Here is a 24,575-nt window from a genome sequence, read left to right as displayed (position 1 = left end):
TTTTATGAGTTCGGTCGCTTTCTTCAAAAGGTCGTGCTCAAGCTGCAGTTTCTGAATATCGTGCTGCAGTGTTTCGAGCTGGCGCTCTAATTCTTTTCGCTCTGGCACTGGCGGTGAGTTGTTCTTGCGTTTCATGATTGCGGGAGCCTCCGGACCGAGTAACTGGTTTTTCCAATTATACAGTGTCGGTCTGCATACGCCGAGCTTTTCGGCCAAGGCTTGCGCGCTTTCTTTTCGATTATAAAGCCCGACGACGCCAGCCTTCTTCAACGTCTCCGGATATCGTGGAGGACCAACTCTACCAACTGTAGCTTTCTGAGCTTCAGGAAACGCCTCACGAACCCATGCTGTCAACGTTGCACGACCGGGATAGCCCAATGCGCGCATCGTTGCAGAAACACAACGATCATGCGTGCGGTAGTGCTCAACAGCCGCTTCCTTCTGGGCCTGTGTGAACTTAGGGGCTCGGGGCGCAAATCCTAAACGCAGATCAAGATGGTGCTCATATTCCAGGCACCAGCCCTTCAAAGCATTCTTGCTTGGGTAGCCCAACTGGCGAGTAGTCGCTTTCGCACGCTTGCCCAGCTTGATGTAAAGCGCAACTGCTCGCATCCGGTCTTCGTAGGAATACATGAACTACCTCCATGATAGTCCAAGTTTTCGTCCGCACCCCCGTTCTCAGCGGCAATCAACAGGCACCGGATGGAACCGTCTCTGATGTCGAGCTCGTTGAAAGTTCAGGCGACGATCTCGTCGATGCTGCAGCATTGAAAGTTCCGACTGCTGGTGTGGCCTTCCCACCCTTCACTCCAGACATGGCGGGTGACAAACCTAAAAAGCTTATTGCCCCGTTCGAGGTTCGTCTCCACAAGCCCGAGTCAGAAACAACAAGCAATCCCGCGAAGGCGGAATAGGACTAAGCGACTTTCAGCTCTCCGATCGGCAAGCCGGTGTCGGTCATTTTGTTATCGACACCGTTTTCATCGAGAAACTGCTTCATTTCGGCATAGGTCTCAAACCAGGCGCGGTTATATTTGTCGAACAGCGATTGATCCCAATAGTCTTCCAGACGAAATGGCTTTTCGCTGAAGACATCATAGCTTGGGATTTTATAGGTTTCGGCAAACTCAGCCGTGCGGCTGTCATAGGTGAAATAGATAGACGGAATGCCATTGGCGAGCGCCATCAGGTTGCCATGCAGGCGATAGCCAAGGACTAGTTGCTGCTCACGCACGAGATTTTCGTAATCCGCGACGACATCCGAATAGAACATGCGATGACGATAAAGATTCTCGATATCGTCATCGAAATACCAGTCAGCCGTCCAGCGATGTGCTTTGAGAGCTTCTATCGCTTCTTCTTTTTGTTCGGGCGTGCCGAACATCATCTTCTTTTCTTCTATTTCGCCCTGCGCCATCAATGTCACATCGAAACGTCCAGCCATTGTGCGGATAAGATCCCGATGGCGGGTCAGATATTGTTCAATGTCCTGCGCATAAGCTGGCGAAACTTCGCGGCGGACCGTAACACCCACCTGTTTGACCGCTTCGAGCGGGGGCAGTTTGATGCGCAGATGTTGATTGTTGCGACGAAACGCCGTCGGGCAGCCAATGATACGCACATTCTGAATGCCAATATCGTTGAGTACCTGAGCCGTATAGGCCCCACGCACGCCAACAGAGACGGTTGAATCGGCGATCATGCGCAGAACTGCCTTCGTTTCCTCTGACAGCTGGATTTCACCCCGCACCGGAGCCTGCGCGCCAACGCCAAATGCAATAACCGGGAGTTTCAACCGCTGGAGCACTGGGATCGTGTCGCGCCAGTTCATATCTTTATTGATGTAGTTAGAGCCGCGCAGGATCACATAATCATATTCTTCCCGCAGCTGATCAATCTTTTCGGGTGAAAAATTGGTAATCGGCAGCTCGGCCGCCTTCTCATAATTCATCAGCTTCAGCGACGACTCGAAAACGAAAGCGTCGCCGATATTGTGATAGTGATTGATGCTGCCCTGCACGTCAGTATGACGATACCAGCGGACATTGTCGTGATCGTACACTTCTCCTGCCGGGATCATGACGAGGGCGCGTGCCATAGGCTATTCCTTCTTTTATAAACAGATGCAGGCGAGCCAGGCTCAGCTTGCCTGAGAAAGTGCGGTTTCTGTGACTGCAGGTTTCAGTCTGCGAGGTTTGGCCTCGCGAAGCCGGCTGTAAAGATCGAGATGTGCGCTCGCACAATCGACATAGTGAACCGGTTTACGGATGGATTGATGCAAGCGGTTCCAGATATTCGGATCGCTCAGCACTTCGGTGAAACGATCCGCCAGATCTTCCGCGCTTCGAACACGGAAATGAAGACCATCTTCACCGTCACGGATTTTTTCGGCCATGCCGCCAATGTTGGAGCAGATGACCGGACGGCGATGATGCAGCGCTTCCTGAATGACGATGGGCGAGTTTTCCCACCAGATCGAGGGCATGACTACCCAATCAACCGACTGCATGAGGCGCGGCATTTCCGCATTCTGATAAGCGCCATAGAAGCGAACGCGCGGACCTGCCTCCTCAATCAGCTTCTGCATGCGTTCCTGAAAGGCTGGTGGTTGCTTTTCGAGGTTGCCGCCAAAGATCATCAGGCGGGAGTCCTCGCCCCAGACCTGTTCGGGGACGCGCGACACCGCATCAATAAGCACATCGATGCCCTTGAATGGATTGATCTGTCCGAAGAAGGCAAAGCGGCCGCGGCGTGGGTCGGGTCCAGTCAGCTCGCGGGGCGGTGTTGTTTGGGTGATTGCGATGCCATTTTCTATGACGGCCATCTTGTCGGGATTGATCCCCCATTCGCGATAGCGATTTGCCAGAAATTCACTCGGCGACACAAAAGCGTCAGCCAGTTCCAGCATGCCGCGTACAAAGCGTTCACGTTTGAGAAAACGGGCAGGCGGTATCTGCGGAAAGCAGGCGTGGCAATCAATTGGGGACGCCTCGTTGCAGAGCTTTGACGTGCCCGCTTTCACCATTTGGCCGTCATTGTTGCAGATAGAAAGGAACTCATGGAACGTCACCAGAATGATGCGATCCGGCAGCGCTTCGCGGATGGCATAAAGCGTTTCCAGACCGAGACCCAGCACATGGTGAAAGTGAACGATATCCGGATCGAAATCGCGCACGAACCGCAAAAGATCGCGGCGGATTTCGTCGGTATTCTTGTTGGACAGATAAAAGTGATCATATTCGTCGGCGTGAAACAGAATCTCGTCACTGGCGCGCCGCATGCTCATCAGCGCCGTGGTGCCGTGGCGGGGGATAGGATGGCTGGCGCGCGCCAGATAAACCGATTGTACACCTGGTGTGGCATTCAATCCCTTGTGCAGATTGTAGGATGCGATTTCACCGCCGCCGAGCGAGATTGACGGATGTGCATGGGAAATGACGAGAACACGGAGTTTTTCGCTCATGCGGTTTCCTCCATCGCGACCTTGCGCTTGCCTGCGAGAATTGCAGACCAGCGAGCATCAAAAACCTGACGATCGATACGTTCTATAAGCGCGATGGTGGATGCTTTATCCGTTACTGAAACATCATCGGCGCCGAGCATCTGGGCGGAAGGCAGCCAATAGGAACGCAGACCGGATTGCTTGAGCTTCAAGCCAAGGTCGAGCCCCTTTTCATGGGTACCGAGATAACCGCGGGTAAAACCCCCAGCGGTGAATAAAGCTTCGCGGGGCATAATGCAGCATTCGAAGGTTGCTGTTGCCACCTCAGTCAACTGCATGCCCGATATCGCGTCAATCGGATAGCCGGCATACCGGCTGATGAGGGCGCGGTCGGACTGTGGCCCTGCCACCCATGTTCCCGCCCAGCGGATCGAGTCATCCTCATAGGCAAGCGTCGGCGAAAGCACGCAATCCTTATGTGTCTCATAGGAACTGACCAATTTGTTGAGCCAGCCCGAACGGCGCGGCAACAAAGAACCAGCGAGAAAGATGACCTGATCGGTGGAAACCGTTCGAGCGCCAACTTCAAGCGCATCATAAAGATCTTCTGATCCATTGGCCGAAACCAATCGGATACGCAGTCGGTAAAAATCGGCAAGTCGTCTGATCTGTACGCCGATGCGGTCGATGATTTCGGTCGCAGCTGTAATCACAATCGGCGCGATCCGCGTTTCAGGATCAAGTGCCAGCAGAGCAAGCAGCGGTTCGATTTCTTCGACGCGTTCATCAATGCCAATGATGATAGCGGGGCCTATTGCGTCCTCAAAGGGACCCAGATCGACCACGCCAAAGACTTCCGGGGCAGGACGGTTGACGCCGCGCAACAATGGCACAAGCTGCTGATCAACGATGTGGCGCAACGCCCATGCATTCGGATCGGTGGCTCGCAGTTGCCGGACGATGGCATCGCGTGATGTCACACGGGTTGGCGTTAGTGGAAAGAAGGCACGCCGCCCGTCGCTGATTGCGAGCTCCAGATAGAAGGGGGACGTACTGTCACCTGCAAGTTCCGGGGCAAAGGCCACAAAACCATGGGCATGGCGGTTTGGGTCAAGCCCCGCATTAAAGGGAGGATGATTATCAAATTCACGTGTCACATCGGAGCGGTCGATGCGCGTCCACGTCGTGTCGATCTGGATTTCGCCGCGATGACGTCGAAGCCGCACGCTTTCAACGTGACTGTCGGGATCAAGCAGCCAGCCGGAAATCAGTATGCCACTTCCTTCAACTCGAAAGACACTGTCGATGCCCATGCGAACGGGAAAAGGCAGGGCGGAGACGGTATCTGCACCATCGAAACGATTGGCGGCAGAACGCAGGCGCAACAGAATATCGGTGGAACTGCGTACGCGCGGCAGGATGGCTCGGATATGGGCGGGTGTTTCGCGCGAGCCTGAGAGAAGTCTGCGATCATAGACTTCGGTAAAGCGCCAGCCGCGTCGACCGCGAAACAAAATACGCTCGATATCATTGGCTTCCACTGGCTCATTGGCGAGAAGAAGCCCGGCAAAGCCAGAAGCTTGTTCTTCAAGATCAGGGCGCGCAAAAACACTGATGGAGCATTCGGCGAGTGAGGAGTTTTTACCGCTGATCAGAAGGCGTGTTACCGCAGGTGTCAAATCCTGCGCCCAGCCCTGAACGAAAATATCGCCTTCGTCGCTTCCGCCGATCAGTTCGATGCAACCATCCGAGCGCGCGCCCGCCTGCAGCAGAACGGTGATCGCGGATAGCTTTTTTCGGCTGATGGGCCCCGATATCAATCCCTCAACGAGTTCATCGATGACGCCTGAAAGGTTCTGCCCGGATAAATCTCCGATCATCGCCACGAAATCTGGAACAGATGCCGAGCGCGATGCAAAATTATAGCGCCCAACCTTTGCCCGATGCTGGAACATGATGGTCTTGAGGATACCGCGACGCAACACATTCGTCGGCACGATGGCAACAAAGCCATGTGTTCCGGCGGGCGATGGCTCTCTCAACGGCCAGGTTATGAGGCTCGTTTTCACGCTCATCGCCGGGTCGCCATTGAGAAACGCTGTAACCTGATCAGTGGTGGCACTTCCGATGCCAAGCACCAGGACGAGCGTCTCCTCAATCACGCACCCCACCACCATTTCGCCTTCCATAATCATGGGAGGACGGTCGGTCGTGCGGCCATTTCTGGCAGCGGATTGTATGTTCGGCCTTTCATCCTGTGTCATGCAACAATCCTCACGGCATGATTGCGAGGGTGAGGAGGGCACCAGCGACAAAACCGGTCAAGACAGCGGCGAGCACGAAAAGAACTTTGATGTCTCCGCTGCTCCTTTTACGCACGTCTTCCATACGCTGTTCAAGACCGGCAACGACGCCGTCCATGCGCATGATATGCACATCAAGCTCGGTCATGCGCTGGTGCAGATCGGTACGCAGGGTATCGACTGAACCGGCAATGTCGAGGAGGTCAGTGGGCGAAGCATTGCCGGTGCTGTCTATGGTGGGGGCTGCGCGTTGCAGCGAGCGCTGATTCACTTGCAACTGGCGCTGGGCTGCCATCAGCATGTCGAGTTTGTCGAGAATGCGGGTCATTGGCGCTGCGATCAACGCTTCTGCCGCCTGCTCATCGGGCTTTGGTACGCGCAGCTTCTGTTCTATGCCCGCTGCATTGGCGGCAATCACGACCAGTTCACCTGCACGGGCTGCTGCAAACTGAGGCAACATCACCTCAAACGCGTGCATTCCGTCGCCGATACCATTGCGCTTCAGATCAGGCCTATCCTTGTCCGCAGGTGCTTCGGCAATTGGCTTGTCATCAAGCAGAACCCGAATAATGAGCCGCTCGGTCGGGTAGGAAGGATCGAACGCCCAGCCGTAAAGGCGGCCTTCTTCGATGGCGTCAACGCGTCCTTTCATGGCTTCGGTCCTTTGAGGTGTCGGCGAAACACTCTGTGCTTCAGCCGGCTTTTGTGCCCCCTCGGATGGAATTTTGGTCGCGATGTTCATGATCTACCTCTCATGCTGCCTCGACACGAGCCGCGCGCAATGCCCCGATCATGTCGAGATAGCGGGTTGCGGTGGTGTCGATGGTGTCCGGGTGCCGCGCATTTTCGCCAAGCGATTGGCGCAGGTCCGGGTTTTCCGCCATGCGTCGCATTGCTTGGGCAAGCGCCAGCGGATCATTGGGCGGAACAGTGAGGCCATTGATGCCATCAGTGATCATCTCGGCCATTCCGCCAATATTGCTGCAAATGACAGGGCGGTTCTGTCCCTGTGCTTCCTGAATGACGAGCGGCGCGTTCTCCCACCAGATAGAGGGCATGATTGCGCAATCGACAGACTGGATGAGTTGAGCGATGTCTTCGCGGCGATAAGCGCCGCGACGCTGTACGACCGGCCATGTTTGCGCAAAAAGCTGGTCGATTTCGCTAACAAAGCTTTCGCTCTGGAAGGGTGCGGCTCCGTGAACACGCAGCTCGAAATCAAAGCCTTCGGAAATCAGTTGTTGAGCTGCCTCCAGCAGGACTGTTGCGCCCTTCCATGGATTGAGATTGCCGAAATAACCGAAGGTTGGCTTTGTCCGTTCCTGCTGTCGAAATTCGACTGCTGGCCGTTCGGGCTGGCCATTGGGAATGACCTCAATGCGATCTTCTGCAAGACCCCATTCGACATAGCGCTGTTTGAGAAATTCACTTGGTGAGACGAAGGCATCGACGGCGCTGAGCAGCGATTTGATGTGCCTTTCCCGCAATACGAACTTATCGAGCGCAATGTCTTTAAAACAGGCATGGCAACGGTCGGGGCTTGCACCATGGCACAGCTCTTTGCCCGTGGTGCGTACCATCAACCCATCATGGTGGCAGATGGGATAATAGTCATGCAAAGTCAGAACGATGCGGCAATCTGGCAGTGTGCGGCGCACGATATGCGGGAATTCAGCACCCAGCAGCAACAAATGATGCAGATGCACGACGTCCGGCCTGAAATCGCGCAGCAGTTCGACGATATCCGGCACAATGCCGTAAAGGTCGATCTGGCTCATGTAGAAGCGATCGAAGTGCCCCGACCAGAGCAGAATTTCATCGCCGCCATTGCCGATGCTCTGAAAGCTTGTGCCGGGACGTGCTTCACGATGCACCTTGTTGGTGGCACCCATAAACATCGCTTCGCATCCTGCACGCTGATAAGCGCGGAACAGGTCATGGGCGAAAATTTCCGTTCCGCCCGGATGAAGCGATGGATGATTGTGAGCGGCGATGAGAACGCGAGGAGCCATCAGGCGGCACCTCCGCGCGAAGCGATGAAAATATCCTGATAATGATCGGCATCGATGCCACGCCAATGCCCGAAGGATTTCGTTTCAAGTTCCAGCTTGGCACCTGCAAGAGCGCGGTCGAGAAAGCCGTTCTCAAAACCAACAGCTGCAAGAGGAGGAAGCTCTGGCACAAACCAGCATGGCCTGGCTCCATGACGTTCAAAGGCGAGGCGCTTGTCACGCTTACCGAAACGGTCGCGGGCGGCGATATCATCAACGACAAATGCGGTCATGAAGAGCTTGCCGCCCGGTGCAAGTACGCGTGATACCTGCTCGAGATAAGTCTTCACTTCATCAGACGGCAGATGCGTGACCACAGACGTCATGATAACAAAGTCAAAGCTTCTGTCCGCAAACGGAAGTGTCAGGCTCAGACCGTTCACAGTGCCTTTCGGATTGTAGAGGTCATGCGCGATATCGATATGGCGGAACTCGAAATTCGGGTAATGCGAAGTGATATTCTGACGACACCAATTGACGCCGCCAGATACCGGATCGATACCGGCATAGCGCGCTTTCGCCATATCGAGATATTGTGTCAGTGGCACCGCCATGCGGCCAATGCCCGATCCAATATCAAGCACGCGTGCGTCGGGCTTCAGGCCACCTTTGCGGATGAAATGGCCGAGAAACTCGGCGCCAACCGCACGATAATCTCCATCGCCAACAAAAACGCTGTTCGGGTCGGGCGAAGGCAGAAAACGGTTCTTCAAAACAGATTGCATTAGCCAGTCAATCTGTTCTCCGGGTATTGCTGGTTTGGCTTCAGGTTCTGGCTGTTTCAGCATTACCACTTCGGTCAAGCGGCGCTCCTTTCAGATTTGGCCACGATCACATTCGAAGGAACCGCCATTGGGTTCTCATCTTGGGGTGACGTCATCAGTTCTGTGATTTCTTCGTCCCAGCGCTGCGTGTGCAGCCAGGAGTTATATTGGCTGGCGAGACCCCGCATGTAATCCGCACTGCGGCGGATGGAGCGGCGCTCGAAATGGTAAAGGGCGACACCTGGCTCGTAGAATATCTGGAAGCCAAGCTGGCGGATCTTCAGACACAGATCGCTGTCTTCGTAGTCACCAATGACATAATCCTCGCTATAGCCGCCCACGAGATCGAAGATATCCTTGCGGGTGATCAGGCATGCGCCGGTGACACCCGGAACGTCGCGCGCACGGCGCGCCGGTGCATAATTACCGGGCATACCCTTATGATAGTGATGATTGAGCCAAATGCCCTGACGATCACGTGCGAAATAGAGCCCGGCATGTTGCAAAGAACCATCCTCGAACAGCAAGCGCGGGCCGATTGCGCCGAGCTTGGGTTCATCGAACAAGGGCTGGATCAGCTGCTGCAACCAGCCGTGTTCGGACGGCACCACGTCTGAGTTCAGCATGACAATGGTGGTGCCGGTTGCAAGGCTTGCGCCCGCATTACAGGCGCGAGCATAGCCACTATTGCGGTTCATGATTGCAAGCTTGAAGGGCATATCATGAAGGATGTGCAGGCCACCCAGCATATGTTCTGTGTCGTCCTGAATTTCAGGAGAATCGAGTACGAAAATGAATTCGGCGTTTTCCATCAGCCAGGGATCGGTTGCCATCGATGAGAACTGAAACCGCAGAAAATCGAGATTTCGATAAAGCGGGATGACGATGGAAGCGAGTGGCGAGGACGGCGTCTCTCCAAACTCTTTGATTTCAGCAATTCTCACGGTCGCGCCAAGCTTCTTCTCAATTTCTGTCAGGGCAGGAGCCAATATCTGCTCAAACACATGTGGCCGCGCGTGCTGTGGCGGAACCGAACGCAAAATTCTGTTGCGTTGCGTTGAAGCTTCGAAGGGTTGTGGCGCGGGGACCAGAGGTGCGGTTGCGCCGGATGAGAGACGCATCTGAAAGCGCGGCTGTAAAAGCGAGCCAAGATTTTTAGCCGATGGCAACCAGGCAACAAAGCCCGTTACATCTTGCTGTGGCGTATCTTCACGCTTTGCAATCTTGACCGCGAATTTATGGAAATGCGGCTTCAAGGAAACTGCGCTACCGCTTTCAGGCAGATATTCGATATCAGCAAGCAAATTGGCAGGATCGTGCATCCAACCACCAACGATCAGCCCGCCATCCAATGCCAGAGCAAGGTCGATTTCGGCTGCCGGATGGGTTGCTGATTGTGCGATTTGACGAACAGGGAGCGGAGAGCGTGTCTGCAAATCAATCGCCACGGCAGTACCCGCAGGACTGAGTTTTCCCAATTGGCGAACAAGGAACTCGCGTAAATCGCCATTTCCCTGCCATTTGCTCCACCATTTGGCAAAGTTTGTCTTTTCAGCTGTGCGCGCCGCCAATTTGCGGACGGCGACACCTTTTTGTCCCGCCAGGATCAGCAACAGTGAAGACGGCAGATCCTGGGGAGCTTCCACCAGCAAATGGCACGGTTGCCACGCGTTGTGCGCTTGCTTACCCGCGACAAACCGCGGTGGGATCACCATCACACTGCCCGCTGTAACGCCGTAAATAGCTGAAATGTTTCCGAGCATCGGATCAACAGCGGTCTCCAGAAGATGATGACCCTGAACGGGTTCGCCGCAATATTGTGCTTCACGCGGTTCTGGTGTTAGCGCGAAGGTCAGTTCACGCACGAGGGATGCAAATGTCTGATTCCGCGAGAGCCTGAATGTGCTGCGCCATGTCGTAAGAACATTGGTCAGAAGCTTGATATGGCCGGGCAAAGTGAGGTCGCTGACGACGTGATGTACGTCGAAAGCTGCAAGTTCATTCGCCGGATAAAGGATCGCTTGCGCGGTAGGCCCGAGTGAGCCTGCCGACAGCGATAATTCAATTGGTTCGGTGCCAGTCCGCATGGCCCAGAACATGCGCACACCACCACTTTCGAGCGGAATGCCAATGCTGAGCAGGGGAACGGGCTGGACAGGCATGTCCAGCGTGCATTTGGTCGTTGAGCGAGCCGGGCCGGGAATATCCCAGATGACCACAGCCACATCGGCGCAAAGACGGCAAATGGAGAGGTTCTCAGTTTTGCTTTCAGTGTCCGCCGAATGGTCGAGGTTCAATGCGAGCGCCCTTTCATTCTTGTTGGAAATGCAAACCCGGACGCATTTCTAGGCAGAATGCGGCAGGCCAAAGATTGAGGTCAGAAGGCAGTTGAGGAAGGAACGTGCCCGACGGGAGGATGTCGGGCACGAACTCAATCGTTCAATCAGTGAACAGTGAAGTACTGGTCGGGATGGGCCTGTACGTCGTCTGCACTGGTATTCACGAGGGTAACGGTGTCGCCGTTGCCAAGGTCGACAACAACATTTCCACCAACCTGCGTGACGCGATCTGCGAGGTCATCCGCCGAATTGACATCAAGGCCGTTAATGCCCTGCTGAATCTGGAGGATGTCTTCACCTGGGTTGAAATCAAGGATGACGTCGTTTCCGCCGCCGCCATTGAACAAGAAGACGTCACTACCGGCGCCGCCGATAAGGATGTCATCTCCGGCACCGCCATCAAGGATGTCGTCGCCGTTTCCACCTTGCAAGACATCGTTTCCGTCGCCGCCAAAGAGGAGGTCCGAGCCGTTGCCGCCCTGGAGAACATCGTCTCCAGCACCGCCAAACAGCACATCATTCCCATTGCCGCCGCTTAGGATGTCATTTCCTGCATCACCGAATAGAACGTCATTACCGTTTCCGCCGAAAAGGAGGTCATCACCGTTTCCGCCGAATAGGATGTCATTCCCGTTATCGCCGAAGATGGTGTCATTGCCATCACCTCCGAAAACGAGATCATCACCGCCATGGGCGCGGATGAAATCGTCAAAGCGGGAACCGAACAACACGTCGTCGTAGGCGCCGCCTTCTAAAGTGGCCATCTGCTTCTCCTTGTGTTCCTGTATGGGGTGTTCCTGTATGGATTTACAAAAAGGCCGGAAAATGGTCCGACCATTATGCTTGTAGTAGTCTGCGCCGCATCGTTTACAATTGCAACATTATTAGTTGGTATAAATTTGACAGCTATAAGTAACAAATTATTACGAATAATTTATATTGCAGTTTTATAAACAGAATTATAATGTATATTTACAATCATTATAATTTATATTTATATTGTATTTGGATGTAAATTAATTTCAAATTTGAAATATAGCCCTATAGGAATAATAGTTAATATATTTCAATAGCATGGTATAAGGCGCATCGCGTCACGCGCTAACTGAGCGCGGCGGAGAATTTCAACCTATGGATGATCTATATTGTGAAATACTCTTCCTGACGGGCTATCGATCTAAAGCTCAGAACAGTAGCCTGATTGAGGTGAAGCATTTCCAGCAAAGGTGCGTAGCGGTCATCGTCAGCACAAAGGCTTGAACAACCGGGCCGAGAATTCTGATCAGCCGATACGACGGCGAGAGCGGATTATCAAGCGCTTTAAATCATCACGGTATGTGCAACGGTTTACGTCGATACATGATCCGATTTACAACCTAAATTACTTCCCCAGCAACCAATTCAATGCCGCTGATCACCGTGAATTACGACAAGCCGCCAATAACAAGTGGCGGGAAATCGCTTGCCTGAAATCTGCATAGAAACTGCGTCAAAGAATGAGTTACGTCTACACTCTCGTTAAAGTAACAGTGCCGTTCAAGGTCATCAGTGCGCGTCGGGATTATTGCCGATCCTCATCTTCTTGACTGGATATCAGCATATCCTTGGGAGGGTTTGCGTGATTGACAGTTCTATCCCGTTAAGGGGAGGGAGGTGTACTCTTGGACGAGTATCTGACTTTTCTAACATGATACACAGTCCTTTCCAGACGCTTGAGATCTTATAGAGATAGGATTGTCAGATTGAACTTGTTATCAGCTAGGCAGGATCGGGAAATGGGAGGAAAATAAAGCTAACTGCTCTTTTTACTCGTAAGCGGTGTATCACTGCTCTGTAAATGCGCGGGAAAAGGAATCGACGATAGGGCGTGTCAAATACTCAAAAAAAGTCCGTTCGCCTGTGTGGATGTGAGCCTCGACAGGCATACCCGGGCGTAAAGTTTCAGGTGAAATTCCATCAGGCAATTTTTCGTTTAACTTCAATTGGGTACGGTAGTAGGGCTGATGAGTTACTTCATCTATCAGCCGGTCGGCGGAAACATAGGTGACGGCAGCGTTCACTTCAGGCGTGGTACGTGTGTTTAACCCGATCAACCGCAGGCGTGCAGACTGACCTATTTTAACCTTATCTATTTCGTGCGGCATAAGCTTAGCATCAATAATTGTCGCTTCACTGGTAGGAAGAATTTCCATGATTTTTTCTCCAGGCCGAACGAAACCTCCTTTTGAGTTAACAACTGCCGTGACAATGATGCCATCTACCGGTGCCTTTATTTCAGTGCGGCTCAGGACTGCTTCGGAAGCCTTTATTTGCTCCTCGACATCTGCAAGCTGATTACGAACTTCGTTTATTGCGGTGACAGCCTGTTCAACTCGTTGAGATTTTAAACGTTCGATTTGCTCGTAAGCTTCGGCAATCTGCGTTCGGTTGGTGGCAATTTGTGCGTCAATAGCACCTCGTTGGCCGAGAAGCTCGGCTTCAATTCTGAGAAGCTGAGTATATTCTGATCGATTTGTGAGACCCTTAATAAGCAAAGCGTGCTTTCGGGATGTTTCGTCCTGAACAATTGCCGATTGTTTTTCGACCGCATCTCGCTGCGCGGCCAGACCGGATATGGCCTCTTTCAGGGTTGCCAACCGCTGATGGAGGATGACGGTCTCCGAATTGAACCGATCGAGTCTGGCATCGAACTCATTCACCTGCTCAGAAATGATGTCATTGACGTTTTTAGGCCGGGGGAAGCTTAGCACGTTGAGGGTAATTTTGAGCTTTAAGGCACCATCGCGTTCTGCCGAAAGACGTTCGTCCTGAGCTTTGAGTGTAACCCATTGTTGGGTCAACCGATTAAACTGAGTGCGGGCGACCGTATCATCGAGCATAAGTAGAGTCTGACCAGCTGTAACTATCTCTCCCTCTTGTACAGGTAGAAGGCTTACAATACCGCCTTCGGCGTGTTGAACGATTATATTCCTCCCGTTGGCAGCAATTCTGCCCGACACAATAGCAGCGCCTGCGAGAGGTGCAGTTGTCGCCCAATATCCAAATGCACCGATCAGAAGCGTGATAGCAGTATAACCAGTAATTTCAATTTTCCGGGTACTGGTCTGAATTTCATCTTCCCAAGATTTATTTGGGTACATACGTGCGATCATGACCCGCCGCCCGCTTGTTTGATCGAATTGGCGGGTGTTCTCTGTTCAGAGACAGTTTTTATGGAGGAAAAGTGTGGGGCTAGCGGCGACTCGTGAGATTTGCGAAGAATCTCATGAGGTGCACAAAAAGCCTCGATCCTACCTGCTCGTAGCATTAACACCTTGTCACATTGGGAAATAATCGATGTTCTGTGCGAGATTATAATAACGGTTGTGCCATCAGCCCGTGCATCTCGAAGCGCTCGTTCCAATGCTGCCTCCCCATCACTATCGAGGCTTGCATTTGGTTCATCGAGCACAAGTAACTTAGGGTTTTCGTAAAATGCGCGAGCAAGACCTATTCGTTGGCGTTCGCCACCCGACAAGTTGCCATAGAAAGAACCGACTCGGGTCTGATACCCGAGGGGTTGTGATAGTATGAGTTCGTGAACCTGAGCCTTAAGGGCAGCGGCAACCACTTCTTTGTCGGACGCATCAGGATCGAACCGAGATACGTTCTCGGCTATGGTGCCAGGTAATAACTGAACATCCTGTGCTAAGTAACCTATAGTGCTGCCCAACTGGTTTTCATTCCAATTCCTAAGGTCAGAACCGTCCAGTTTGATAGTTCCGTTTGAAGGTTGTATTGCATTCACCAATAGCCGCGCAAGGGTGGATTTTCCCGCTCGGCTTGGTCCAATTATCGCAATACTTTCACCCGCAGTTATATCTAGATTGATGTTTTTTAGCACCGGTTCAGTACCCGACGGCGAGCCCTTTAGAATATAAGCCAGATTGCGGACTGCAATGCGTCCAGTGGGTACCGGAAGTTCTAAATTGTCGCGTAGTTTTGCGTCGGAAGTAGTGATCATTTTTGATGTCAATGCCCATGCTTTGCATGCGACACCAAGCTGCTTCCAGACACCGACGAGTTGATCGAATGGTTGGAGAGCCCGTCCTGAAATGATCGATGATGCAAAAATCATTCCGGCGGTCATCTCCCCCTTTAACACCAATATGGCACCGATCCCCAGAATTGCCATTTGCAACAACATACGAGTTGATCGGGAGATTCCGGCAAAGACGGCGGTTAAATTAGCTGATCTATCAGTCAATTTAGTTGTCTGGGCGAACAGCTCACCCCATACTCGGCCTGCATTATGAGACATGCCCATTGCTTTCAACGTCTCTTCATTACGCACAAAAGCCTGCGCGAATAGATTTGTCATTGCTACCTGTTCCGCAGCGACAAGTCCGTTGTTTTGATTGGCTAATTGAGTCAGGATGACGAGCAGGATCATTAATACCGCTCCCGCCAGCGTAATCCAGAACAGCACTGGGTGAATATAAAAAAGCAGGCCCATAAAGAAAGGCGCAAAGGGCAAGTCGAATAGTGTGGTTAGCCCTTTTGAAGCAATGAATCCTCGGACGATTGCAAGGTTGCGCAGCGGTGCGATATCTCCGGCATCGGATTTCGAACTTGTAAGGGCTGCCGCGAAGGCCAATCCTGCTATTTTTTGATCAAGGATGGCGGCCATGCGCTGCGCATAAAACGACCGAACGACGTCGAATAGTCCCAAAAATATAAGCGCGGCAACTGCTATAATCGATAAGAATATTAACGTATCAAAACTTGATGATGGTAGTACTCTGTCGTAGATCTGGAGCATGTAAAGCGGTGATACGAGCATCAGGACGTTGATGAATGCCGAGAACACGCCAATGTGCAAGCTACCGCGCAGAAAAACCCGACGTATGGCAGCTGCTCTGCTGGTTACGATTGACATCCGTGATAGGCTCCATGAGGAGAGGCTACCGCGGGAGCAACGTTTTTTACATTAAACTCAGTAGGCAGCCACTGTTTCGCGTGCTTTGATGCTTAGATGAGACCACCGATAGGTTCGGGTGTGAACCACTGATCACTGGAAGCAAAATCCGGGTCTGTAATGATATCATCAAAGGAGATGATGCTGCCAACTAAGCCATGTTGAATATCGATCAACTGGCTATCACGCTCGTCAGAAAAATACGATTTTCCGTTTTCGATGGTTGTCGCCGCTGCCATATAAACAACAATGTCGTCATCAGCAGAAATACTTGCGGATCCGATTGTATCCGAGTAAATAATTGTCCCATCTGAACTCGTACCATACGCACCCTCTATACCAAAAGAAATTATACTATCTGAGGCCGAAGAGTTGTACTGACGCTCATCGTTGCTCGGGGATTGATTGAGACTGTTCGCTCCAACATTAAACTCAAAATGGCTGGCATTCAGTTCTGACTTATTAACATTGGAAAGCACGAGGTAATTGTTGCTATCGAAATAGATCGCAGTGTTTGGTCCCCACTGCTGCATAGCCGACTGAATGTCTGAAAACGTGTTGTATCCGGTGTAGTTGATACTCACCACATCATCTGCAAGTGCGAAATCGTTGACATAATCAATACCGCCGCCATTTTCATAAACAAACGTATCGTTTCCCTCACCGCCGAACAAAGTGTCATTCCCAGCGCCACCATTGAGGATGTCGTTGCCGCCATGACCGTACAACACATCATTGCCGGCGTGCCCGTATAAGATGTCATTTCCAGCGGTGCCGTTCAGGAAATCATCTGACGATGTTCCATTAATAATATTTGGGCTGCTACTAAATCCAAAATGGCTGGCATTGAGTTCTGACTTGTTAACATTGGAAAGCACGAGGTAATTGTTGCTATCGAAATAGATCGCAGTGTTTGGTCCCCACTGCTGCATAGCCGACTGAATGTCTGAAAACGTGTTGTATCCGGTGTAGTTGATACTCACCACATCATCTGCAAGTGCGAAATCGTTGACATAATCAATACCGCCGCCATTTTCATAAACAAACGTATCGTTTCCCTCGCCGCCGAACAAAGTGTCATTCCCAGCGCCACCGTTGAGGATGTCGTTGCCGCCATGACCATACAACACATCATTGCCGGCGTGCCCGTATAAGATGTCATTTCCAGCGGTGCCGTTCAGAAAATCATCTGACGATGTTCCATTAATAATATTTGGGCTGCTACTAAATCCAAAATGGCTGGCATTGAGTTCTGACTTGTTAACATTGGAAAGCACGAGGTAATTGTTGCTATCGAAATAGATCGCAGTGTTTGGTCCCCACTGCTGCATAGCCGACTGAATGTCTGAAAACGTGTTGTATCCGGTGTAGTTGATACTCACCACATCACCTGCAAGTGCGAAATCGTTGACATAATCAATACCGCCGCCATTTTCATAAACAAACGTATCGTTTCCCTCGCCGCCGAACAAAGTGTCATTCCCAGCGCCACCGTTGAGGATGTCGTTGCCACCATTGCCGTAAAGAATATCATTACCGCCGTGACCATTTATGATATCATTACCCGCCAGGCCGTTGATTGTTTCACCTAACGATGTTCCATTCAAAATGTCGTCGCCAGTAGTGCCAGTGATTGAAGGGCTCGTTAACACGCCGGAGAGTTGAGCGAGTGCGGCCAGCGCACCAGAAAAAGCCGCATTATAATGTGTCGCAACTTCATTTCTTACATAATCAGACCTGTCATCGACCCAAGTATAAACTCCTGGTACGTTGTTATTGTCCGATGGCCCACCTACGAGCGCGCCGTTGATTGTGTATTTGTTAGGAATATTGCTCAGAAACTGTTCCCAGCCGTCAAGCCCGGACGCACCCTGATGATGTGGTCGAACAGGATAGCTTGTCCCGAAACCAACAAGGTAACTTTGACCCGACTGATTGTCGCCCAGAACATAATCAATCTGATCCGAGCCAAAATTTATGAGCTCATTTATAAGTGGTGCATCAAGTGGGTTGCCACGCTCTACTAACAAACGAGCGTACTGTAGCTCTATGAACGCCGCATTCGCAGCATGTTGGTTCGACCCCCATCCGCTAATTAACGTCATTCCGGCATTGGTAGACGTTCCATCATTCATCTTTTGGGTGTTTATGAGGGTCTGATGGTAATCATTGAGCTTGTCAAAGTACCATTGGTCGCCTGTTTCCTCTGCTAACAGGGTAGCAACGCCAAACGACTTGGAAGCCCAGGAAAAGGATTTGTCGAGTGGACCTGCTCCGTTTGTGTAGACCAAGTTTTGTGCATACGCTTCGGCTTTAGCTAGATAAGTCACATTACCCGTTGCCTTATATAGCCAAGTAGCACCCCACGCTAATTCATCATCCGCATCGTATGAACCATAAAATCCATCGGTAAGGCCGTCCGTAAACATCGTCGGATAGGCTTCAGCAAACTTGAATAGTTGCTCGGCTTCAGCCAAAAGCTGGTCCGCCAATACGATCTGTCCATCTGCACGCAAAGCGATGGACGTCGAAGCCATTGCTGCTGCAGTCTCTCCGGCAATGTCACCGGCTGGTTTGTTTGCCGATGCTGCCAGCGTCACCCGTGAAAGGTTTGGATCATTCTCAGGCGCAGTTTCAGGCGGTCCCCATCGGTTATTATGCCATTGATATGGATCTCCAACCTGAACATATAAGACGTCATCACTAACATCTTCGGGTGTTCCGCCGTTATCATAAGCGCGCATAAGGTAATCAGTAACGAACTTTAGATGATTGATAACATCTTCATACGCGCCGCTTTGCTGATAACCGTCTTTGTAATCAATCGCTCCCCAGGCAAGCGTGGTTGCCGAATAGGCCATTGGCAAACCAAATTTAATCAAGTCGCCGGCATCGAACCAGCCGCCAGACAGATTAACGCCTACATCAGCGCCGTCGTTTAGAAAGCTATCTCCACGCCAGCTTATTGGGAAATCGGTTGGCAGATCTCCAGAATACTGTGCGTAATAAAACTGCATAGAGAGGTTCAAAGCACTGGAGTAGTCCGTACCTTGAAAAGCTCCATCCCATGTCTTTGTCATTGAATGCCCCCATCCAAATCAAACTTATAACTGAGCGTACCCTGCTCATATCAATCTAAAGTGTCAAGGCAACTTGCCTTTTCATTCTAAAGACGAATTTATTTTGGTCACGTCCCACGAAATTAGTAACTGCAGCGTTGAAAACAGCCCATGACGCTAGTGTATAGATAAATTACAAAACGTCAGTTCCCTAAGAAACCCGTCGCCTAATGAACTACGAAGTTACGATGCGTGGCTTTAATGAAAATCTAAGCAATTGCCTTCGGAGCATTGGATTAAGTCTCTTTTCGATAGTTACATGAAATATTATAGAAAAAGCAATTAAACTGAGCATTGTCAATGTAATGGCACTTAACGGTGAAACGTAATCCAGCAGTCGTTCAATCGCGATGTAGCCGATGTTCTGGTGAAGCAGATAAAGTGAATAGGTAGCACCACCTAGAATACTCAACATTTGCGAGTATCGCTCGTTAATCTTTAACCGGAGCATTAATAAGAATATGCTTATGGAAAAAAGAATGATTATAGCGATCACTCCAGGGGAAAATGTGGTGGAGTAAGCGGCTTCAGCCCAGGCGATACCTGCAGTTGCCGTATATATCGAATAACCGGCCGCACTAATGCAGAGAACGCACGCGTAGTATGAGAATTGTCGATAGAGGCGATTGAGGATGATTCCCATAGCAAAGAAGCCGCTGTGTTCTGTAATAAAGAGGTTCTGGAGGTGTTCGGAGCCGATATAAAACTCATTTGCGAATGAAAAAGCCAGCCAAAATGCAATAATCCTAAGGATGTTTCGGAACTGACCGAGGGCTAAGATTATGAATATCCAACCATAAAAGATAACCTCGAGGACGATTGACCAGTATGCGCCATCAACGAATGGCTCTCCAAGCAATTTTGAAAAGATGATTGTGTTGGCCAGATACTGGTGCACGCTAACATGAAATAATGGATTTGACGAAAACCATATTGTAGCGGCGGTTAAGGTCATCATCATAAAAAAAGTGGGGTAGATGCGCGTAAATCTCGCGATCATAAACTGCCAAGGCTTTTGGCCTTCAGCGGAGTAAGCAATTACATACCCACTGATAATGAAGAAAACGCTGACCCCCAGTGACCCATAACTCGCTATAGCTTTAATCGTTTCGGGGATATTGATTGCTGGCAATTCACCAGCTGCTTCGCCGCGAAATGCAAAATGGTAGAACATAACGGCAAGCGCAGATATGATGCGCAATATGTCGAGACCATATATGTGGCTGTTATGCGCGGAGCTCTTCATAGATTTAACCCGAAAGTTATGCGTTAAGCTGAACTTTGCAGCAGGATGTCTCTCTTGTTAGGTGGAGTTCGTCCTGACTGTGCTTCAGGTGGAAGCCAAACACCCGCAAAACCAACTGTTGTCAGATAATTGCATTTGGTGATCGTTGAAATAGCTAGTTGTTGCTGACTAATGGCGTCCTGTAAAAACCAAGTTTTCTGCTTATAGCCGTCCCACTGGCGCACCGAATCAAGATCAAACAGCCTACAGTGGACGCAATTATCCCCAAATTGTTAGTAAAAGTCATTTGCCACCCCAGATTACACAGCATTCTTGATTAACCGTTTTCGGATATGTGGCAAGCGAATAATTATAAGATGGATTAGACCAATTACACTCGAATTGTTGAGGGAACTGGCTCAGCATCATGCTGTCAACGACATTCGGGCACATTCTTGACTGGTTATTCCGAATGCTGCCCAACTTCGTCTGAAGCTTTCGAAAGCATCCTGCGTACAGGCGAAAGTTGCTCCCGATACACTTACTGCGGGTGTTTTTCTGGCGAAGTGCTCTCACTATTCCCGGCTTTAAAGGGACCATAAAATCCCATAATGCTAAACTGGACACACTTGTCCATCTTTTCTCGTCCGGACAAACAATCCGGACGAGTTCTGTGAGAACTGACTCAGTGCAAGAAAATTCAGAAGTTAGCAGTCAAAGATGCACCAACGCCGCCGCTGAAGCTTATTCGCAATCGCACGTTCCTGATGTGCCGACGATTGAATATTTACCTCATAGGCCAGTTCCAGCACTGACGAGCGAATACGCGAGTGTCGGGCAACAGGTCGTTGAGCAGACAATTAGCCCCTGCCCTCCCGTCCTCAAAAGCATGAGGAACTTCCGCATGAAGCGGACGCGACAAATTCCCAGTCAATTCCTGAAGCCGGTGACAGGAAAAAAAGCAAATAGGAGAACGGTCAATCTGAGTGTCGAATTACCTTCAACAGGACGTTACACGAAGTCGGCAACTCCACCCGCTGAAATCGATGATCGGATAGAAGAAGTCGAAGCGAAGCTTAAACCGAGCGCAGAACGATTATTGAAGGCTGTTAATGAAAAAGTCGAAGCCTATGGTGCATCGCCTCGAAAGCGGAAAAGTTATCTCGACATATTCAACGCTACTGTCCCGGACCCGGAAGATATTGGGCTGATGACCAATGTCACATTGCGAAAATAACCGCGGCGCCCAGCAAACCGGCTGGTGTCTGCAAACCGCGCGAGAACTGTCGATGATGAGCTCACTTTTAGTGCCATTGCCGCGTAGAATGGATATTTGCAGGCCATGCTGGTGGAGAACTAAGGTCGACTGGTGACATGCGCCCTGCTTACTCGGTAGCGACGGACGATTGAAGGAAAGGTTTGAATTTATCTAAATTTACTCAGTTATGTTGAGTAAATGATGGCACGTTCAAACTTGATAATGGTTTAAGGCTCGTTTATTATACTCAGTATGGCTGAGCAAAGCACCTCACTGTTAAACCGCCTCGAGAGAGACCTGCCAGAAGGGTTGGTCGTGGATGCTGCCTGGCTGCAAGAGCGCGGCATCGCCAGTAACCTGCGCGCTTACTACGTTAAGAACGGCTGGCTGGAACAGCCGGTACGTAGCGTCTATAAAAAACCGCGCGGCACGCTGAGTTGGCAGCAAGTCATCATATCGCTCCAGACCCTGCTTTCACGAGCGCCGCTCTATGTCGGCGGACGCACGGCGTTAGAATTACAGGGCTTTGCGCATTACCTCGCTCACGAGACCAGGATTGTTCATCTCTACGGACCGGAAAAGCCGCCTGCATGGCTGAACAAGCTGCAACTGCCCCAGCGCTTTGTTTATCACAACAGCGCTACCTTGTTCCGCAATGAATCAATCACACAAGGGCTTGGCAGCCTCGCATGGGGGCAGTGGGACTGGACTATGACGCTTTCGCAGCCTGAGCGAGCTTATCTCGAAATGCTCGATGAACTGCCGCGCCATGAGAGTTTCCATCAGACCGATATGATTATGCAAAGTGCCGCAAATTTCAGCCCGAGACGGCTGCAAAAACTGCTTCTGGATTGCGACAGCGTGAAAGTCAAACGGCTGTTCTTTTATTTCGCAGATCGTCATGGCCATGCGTGGCTTAAGCGACTGGACAAAACCGCAATCGACCTCGGGAAGGGTAAGCGCATGCTTGTGCCCGGTGGCAAGCTTGATCCGGTCTATCACATCACCGTACCGAGGGACTTCGATGCCATTTCGTGATCAGTACCAGGGCCAGGTCAGGCTGCTTATGCGCCTGGTTCCTATTGTGGCGCGCGAAACCTGTTTTGCGCTCAAGGGTGGAACCGCGATCAATCTCTTTATACGCAACCTGCCGCGCCTCTCCGTTGACATCGACCTCATGTATTTGCCCGTCAACGACAGGCCGGAGGCGTTGGCCGAGATTGACGCAGCCATGAAGCGGATCAAAACGTCAGCATTAGCAGCAGTACCCGGCGCTCGCGTCGCCGAAAACGTCCACGATGGCGCGATCTTGCGGCTTCTTGTCATGGCCGAGGGAACACAGGTGAAGATTGAAGTCTCCCCTGTTTTGCGCGGCGTAGTGCACGAGCCTTCTGTGATCCCTGTCACCGAGGTGGTCGAAGAGGTCTTCGGTTTTGCCGAAACCAGCGTCGTTTCCTTTGAAGACCTGTTTGCAGGAAAATTGGTTGCAGCGCTTGATCGCCAGCATCCACGTGATCTCTTTGATGTACGCGGTCTGTTTGCCCATGAAGGGCTGAGCAACGAGTTGCGCGAAGTTTTTCTTGTCTATCTTCTCAGCCACAATCGCCCCATGGGCGAGGTACTTTCGGGCCGGGTCAAAGATCTCGCAAATGAATACCGCAATGGTTTCGAAGGCATGACTGAGGAGGTGGTCCACATTGAGGAACTGATCGAAGCGCAGCAGCAGATGATTGAACTCCTGATCGGCGGAATGCCGAATGAGCACCGTGAATTTCTGATCGGATTCGAACGTGGTGAACCGGATTGGTCCTTGCTGAAGAGCGGTCATATCGCAGAGCTTCCGGCAATTCGCTGGCGGCAGCGCAATCTCGACAAACTCAAACGTGATCAGCGCTCCGCTCTGGTCGAATTGCTGCGATCTTCCCTTGAGCGGCGTGCACAAAAATAGCTGCTTCGCAGCATAAACCTGAAATGCAGCCGGAGCTTTAAAGGCTGGGATCGCGCGCGGCCAGCTTTTTTCAGGCATCGAAGCAGAGCGTCATCGACCTTGATTGTGGCCTGCAGCACTGGGCCAGTGCCGCAAAAAGGAATAACTCATCAATAGATTTTTTGTTGATCCCGTCTTTGGGAGAGACCGCAACGTTGATTTTGTTGTCGGGCTTGCATCCAGCAAGGTCCGCATTGCGCGCAATCCCCGTCAAATCGTTGAAGAGCACATCCTGACTTTACCAAAACTAGCCAATCCGCCCCATAAGCCCACAAAACAGGATGATATCATGGGAAAAGTCGATAAAGTCATCTTCTATGCCAATGAGGTCTCACACCCAGACAGCTAGAGCGTATCCGTTTTAAGTTGGGTCATAACCGCAAGCAGCAAAGTAGTTGGCGCACTCGGTTGGTTCAAACAATGTAATGACTTGGCCGACGGCATCCCATAGAGCTTCGACAGTGCGTTCTGCTTTTGCACGCAGATGAGCTTTGAGTTTCGAGAATGCCATCTCTATTGGATTGAAGTCGGGACTGTAGGGCGGCAGATACCGCAGTTGCGCACCTGCCTCCTCAATCGCCTCTCTGATTCCGACAACCTTATGAGCAGGCAAATTGTCCATGATCACGATGTCACCGGGGATTAGTGTCGGCACGAGCACTTGTTCGATATAAGCACGAAAGGCATCGGCATTCATTGCGCCATCCAGCACCATGGGTGCTGTCATGCCTGAGAGGCGGAGTGCACCGGTAAACGTCGTTGTTTTCCAGTGACCATGTGGGATGCCTGCGTGACATCTTTCGCCTCGTAGGCTGCGCCCACGCAACCGCGCCATCTTCGTATTCAGTCCGTTCGACGGGCAATCGATTCACTGGATCGATTGCTTGTCCGTCTTACCATCGATGAAAACGAGCCTTTCAGGATCAAGCTCAAGCTGGCTTTCAAACCACGCCTCGCGCCTGCTCATCAGGCCTGGCTGTTCCTGCTCCAATGCATGTGCGGTCTTTTTTTGTAAGTAAAGCCACGCGCCCGTAGCCAGGCATTCAAAGCACTCCGCACAATCTGGAGGCCGCGCTCTTTAGCCAGACGCGCAACCATTTCGTTAAGCGTGATATCTTTGCGCTCTTCAA

General features: G+C 51.3%; 16 protein-coding genes and 3 pseudogenes. 5 read left to right on the top strand and 14 right to left on the bottom strand.

Features of this window, described 5'->3' with window-relative positions; translation table 11 throughout:
- A pseudogene (locus OIV19_RS22595) lies at positions 1 to 633 on the bottom strand (helix-turn-helix domain-containing protein); the annotation flags it as partial.
- An 11-nt stretch (positions 634 to 644) separates the two neighbouring features.
- Between OIV19_RS22595 and OIV19_RS22590 the strand changes: the two are divergent.
- Entirely contained in the window at positions 645 to 914 is a 270-nt protein-coding gene (locus OIV19_RS22590) for an energy transducer TonB (RefSeq protein WP_264234066.1), read from the top strand.
- 2 nt (positions 915 to 916) lie between these two features.
- Here OIV19_RS22590 and OIV19_RS22585 read toward each other — a convergent pair whose 3' ends face one another.
- The 8 genes from OIV19_RS22585 to OIV19_RS22550 all read right to left on the bottom strand — a co-directional run bounded on the left by OIV19_RS22585 (position 917) and on the right by OIV19_RS22550 (position 11,663).
- The gene (locus OIV19_RS22585) at positions 917 to 2,098 is read right to left on the bottom strand and encodes a polysaccharide pyruvyl transferase family protein (RefSeq protein ID WP_264234065.1); all 1,182 of its coding nucleotides are present in this window, start codon (positions 2,096 to 2,098) and stop codon (positions 917 to 919) included.
- 42 nt (positions 2,099 to 2,140) lie between these two features.
- The gene (locus OIV19_RS22580) at positions 2,141 to 3,463 is read right to left on the bottom strand and encodes a glycosyltransferase family 4 protein (protein WP_264234063.1); all 1,323 of its coding nucleotides are present in this window, start codon (positions 3,461 to 3,463) and stop codon (positions 2,141 to 2,143) included.
- Complete coding sequence (locus OIV19_RS22575) at positions 3,460 to 5,706, bottom strand: glycosyltransferase family 2 protein (protein WP_264234061.1); 2,247 nt, start codon at positions 5,704 to 5,706, stop codon at positions 3,460 to 3,462. The genes OIV19_RS22580 and OIV19_RS22575 overlap by 4 nt, the downstream gene beginning before the upstream one ends.
- 10 nt (positions 5,707 to 5,716) lie before the next feature.
- Positions 5,717 to 6,487 (bottom strand): hypothetical protein, encoded by a 771-nt coding sequence (locus OIV19_RS22570; RefSeq protein ID WP_264234059.1) that lies wholly within the window; start codon positions 6,485 to 6,487, stop codon positions 5,717 to 5,719.
- 10 nt (positions 6,488 to 6,497) lie between these two features.
- On the bottom strand, positions 6,498 to 7,757 hold the full coding sequence (locus OIV19_RS22565; protein WP_264234057.1) for a glycosyltransferase family 4 protein: 1,260 nt from the start codon (positions 7,755 to 7,757) through the stop codon (positions 6,498 to 6,500).
- Entirely contained in the window at positions 7,757 to 8,599 is an 843-nt protein-coding gene (locus tag OIV19_RS22560; RefSeq protein WP_264234055.1) for a class I SAM-dependent methyltransferase, read from the bottom strand. The genes OIV19_RS22565 and OIV19_RS22560 overlap by 1 nt, the downstream gene beginning before the upstream one ends.
- Positions 8,596 to 10,857 (bottom strand): glycosyltransferase family 2 protein, encoded by a 2,262-nt coding sequence (locus OIV19_RS22555; protein ID WP_264234053.1) that lies wholly within the window; start codon positions 10,855 to 10,857, stop codon positions 8,596 to 8,598. Before OIV19_RS22555 ends, OIV19_RS22560 begins: the two co-directional genes overlap by 4 nt.
- A 146-nt stretch (positions 10,858 to 11,003) precedes the next feature.
- Positions 11,004 to 11,663: a calcium-binding protein gene (locus tag OIV19_RS22550; RefSeq protein ID WP_264234050.1), complete on the bottom strand. Its 660-nt coding sequence runs from the start codon at positions 11,661 to 11,663 to the stop codon at positions 11,004 to 11,006.
- A 474-nt stretch (positions 11,664 to 12,137) separates the two neighbouring features.
- On the opposite strand from OIV19_RS22550, the pseudogene OIV19_RS22545 reads away from it, so the two are divergent.
- Positions 12,138 to 12,380 (top strand): annotated as a pseudogene (locus OIV19_RS22545) (IS6 family transposase); the annotation flags it as partial.
- Positions 12,381 to 12,722: 342 nt separating this feature from the next.
- Here OIV19_RS22545 and OIV19_RS22540 read toward each other — a convergent pair.
- The 4 genes from OIV19_RS22540 to OIV19_RS22525 form a co-directional block, all read right to left on the bottom strand.
- The gene (locus OIV19_RS22540) at positions 12,723 to 14,051 is read right to left on the bottom strand and encodes an HlyD family type I secretion periplasmic adaptor subunit (protein ID WP_264234049.1); all 1,329 of its coding nucleotides are present in this window, start codon (positions 14,049 to 14,051) and stop codon (positions 12,723 to 12,725) included.
- Positions 14,048 to 15,817, bottom strand: a complete 1,770-nt coding sequence (locus OIV19_RS22535) for a type I secretion system permease/ATPase (RefSeq protein WP_264234047.1) — start codon at positions 15,815 to 15,817, stop codon at positions 14,048 to 14,050. Before OIV19_RS22535 ends, OIV19_RS22540 begins: the two co-directional genes overlap by 4 nt.
- A gap of 92 nt (positions 15,818 to 15,909) precedes the next feature.
- Positions 15,910 to 18,936 (bottom strand): glycoside hydrolase family 9 protein, encoded by a 3,027-nt coding sequence (locus OIV19_RS22530; protein ID WP_264234045.1) that lies wholly within the window; start codon positions 18,934 to 18,936, stop codon positions 15,910 to 15,912.
- Between the two features lie 214 nt (positions 18,937 to 19,150).
- Positions 19,151 to 20,221, bottom strand: coding sequence for an acyltransferase family protein (locus OIV19_RS22525; RefSeq protein WP_264234043.1), 1,071 nt, complete (start codon positions 20,219 to 20,221; stop codon positions 19,151 to 19,153).
- Between the two features lie 652 nt (positions 20,222 to 20,873).
- Here OIV19_RS22525 and OIV19_RS22520 point away from each other — a divergent pair.
- The 3 genes from OIV19_RS22520 (at position 20,874) to OIV19_RS22510 (ending at position 23,406) form a co-directional block, all read left to right on the top strand.
- On the top strand, positions 20,874 to 21,437 hold the full coding sequence (locus tag OIV19_RS22520) for a hypothetical protein (protein WP_264234041.1): 564 nt from the start codon (positions 20,874 to 20,876) through the stop codon (positions 21,435 to 21,437).
- A gap of 273 nt (positions 21,438 to 21,710) precedes the next feature.
- The gene (locus tag OIV19_RS22515; RefSeq protein ID WP_264234040.1) at positions 21,711 to 22,496 is read left to right on the top strand and encodes a type IV toxin-antitoxin system AbiEi family antitoxin domain-containing protein; all 786 of its coding nucleotides are present in this window, start codon (positions 21,711 to 21,713) and stop codon (positions 22,494 to 22,496) included.
- Entirely contained in the window at positions 22,483 to 23,406 is a 924-nt protein-coding gene (locus OIV19_RS22510; protein ID WP_264234039.1) for a nucleotidyl transferase AbiEii/AbiGii toxin family protein, read from the top strand. Before OIV19_RS22515 ends, OIV19_RS22510 begins: the two co-directional genes overlap by 14 nt.
- A gap of 400 nt (positions 23,407 to 23,806) precedes the next feature.
- Here OIV19_RS22510 and OIV19_RS22505 read toward each other — a convergent pair.
- Positions 23,807 to 24,575, bottom strand: a pseudogene (locus OIV19_RS22505) (IS630 family transposase); the annotation flags it as partial.

Source organism: Brucella sp. HL-2 (genome assembly GCF_025846885.2).
Classification (GTDB): domain Bacteria; phylum Pseudomonadota; class Alphaproteobacteria; order Rhizobiales; family Rhizobiaceae; genus Brucella; species Brucella quorumnocens.
Note: the sequence above shows the minus strand (reverse complement) of the source record. Positions and strands in the feature narration are given on the sequence as shown.

Bases quoted from the DNA above. Each gene is read 5' to 3' on its own strand.
- OIV19_RS22585 (WP_264234065.1), bottom strand. From the start codon at position 2,098: ATGGCACGCGCCCTCGTCATGATCCCGGCAGGAGAAGTGTACGATCAC.
- OIV19_RS22590 (WP_264234066.1), top strand. From the start codon at position 645: ATGATAGTCCAAGTTTTCGTCCGCACCCCCGTTCTCAGCGGCAATCAA.
- OIV19_RS22570 (WP_264234059.1), bottom strand. From the start codon at position 6,487: ATGAACATCGCGACCAAAATTCCATCCGAGGGGGCACAAAAGCCGGCT.
- OIV19_RS22540 (WP_264234049.1), bottom strand. From the start codon at position 14,051: ATGATCGCACGTATGTACCCAAATAAATCTTGGGAAGATGAAATTCAG.
- OIV19_RS22510 (WP_264234039.1), top strand. From the start codon at position 22,483: ATGCCATTTCGTGATCAGTACCAGGGCCAGGTCAGGCTGCTTATGCGC.
- OIV19_RS22550 (WP_264234050.1), bottom strand. From the start codon at position 11,663: ATGGCCACTTTAGAAGGCGGCGCCTACGACGACGTGTTGTTCGGTTCC.
- OIV19_RS22565 (WP_264234057.1), bottom strand. From the start codon at position 7,757: ATGGCTCCTCGCGTTCTCATCGCCGCTCACAATCATCCATCGCTTCAT.
- OIV19_RS22580 (WP_264234063.1), bottom strand. From the start codon at position 3,463: ATGAGCGAAAAACTCCGTGTTCTCGTCATTTCCCATGCACATCCGTCA.
- OIV19_RS22575 (WP_264234061.1), bottom strand. From the start codon at position 5,706: ATGACACAGGATGAAAGGCCGAACATACAATCCGCTGCCAGAAATGGC.
- OIV19_RS22530 (WP_264234045.1), bottom strand. From the start codon at position 18,936: ATGACAAAGACATGGGATGGAGCTTTTCAAGGTACGGACTACTCCAGT.
- OIV19_RS22535 (WP_264234047.1), bottom strand. From the start codon at position 15,817: ATGTCAATCGTAACCAGCAGAGCAGCTGCCATACGTCGGGTTTTTCTG.
- OIV19_RS22525 (WP_264234043.1), bottom strand. From the start codon at position 20,221: ATGAAGAGCTCCGCGCATAACAGCCACATATATGGTCTCGACATATTG.
- OIV19_RS22515 (WP_264234040.1), top strand. From the start codon at position 21,711: ATGGCTGAGCAAAGCACCTCACTGTTAAACCGCCTCGAGAGAGACCTG.